1 tRNA gene is annotated in these 374 nt (G+C 38.8%); it reads right to left on the bottom strand.

The window, feature by feature from the left end:
- Nucleotides 1-276 precede the first annotated feature (276 nt).
- A tRNA-Ala gene (locus V7S76_RS13280) sits at nt 277-353 on the bottom strand.
- Nucleotides 354-374 lie beyond the last annotated feature (21 nt).

Genomic DNA, 374 nt, shown 5'->3' with positions numbered 1-374 from the left:
GCCTAGGCATCCCCCATACGCCCTTAATTCACTTACTATTGTATATCTCTATACTTAATTTGCTCTTACTCTTTACTTTTTTCTCACAATATGTCAAAGAACCTTGTGTATCCATATATCCAACCTAGGTCTTCCTTACTTCTACATCGTTATACCTTTACTCTAAACCGTTGTCTAGATCGGTACCTGTAATCATTACTCTTTCTTAATCTATTCTTCTAATTATCACGTTTGATAATAGAATTAATCTCTCTCCTCTTTTCTCTCTCAAAAAATTGGTGGAGAATAACGGATTCGAACCGTTGACCCCCTGCGTGCAAGGCAGGTGCTCTAGCCAGCTGAGCTAATCCCCCAAATGTTGGGATCTCTTTGTT

This window comes from Aquirufa sp. ROCK2-A2 (assembly GCF_054558485.1).
This window is presented reverse-complemented; position numbering and strand designations above follow the sequence as displayed.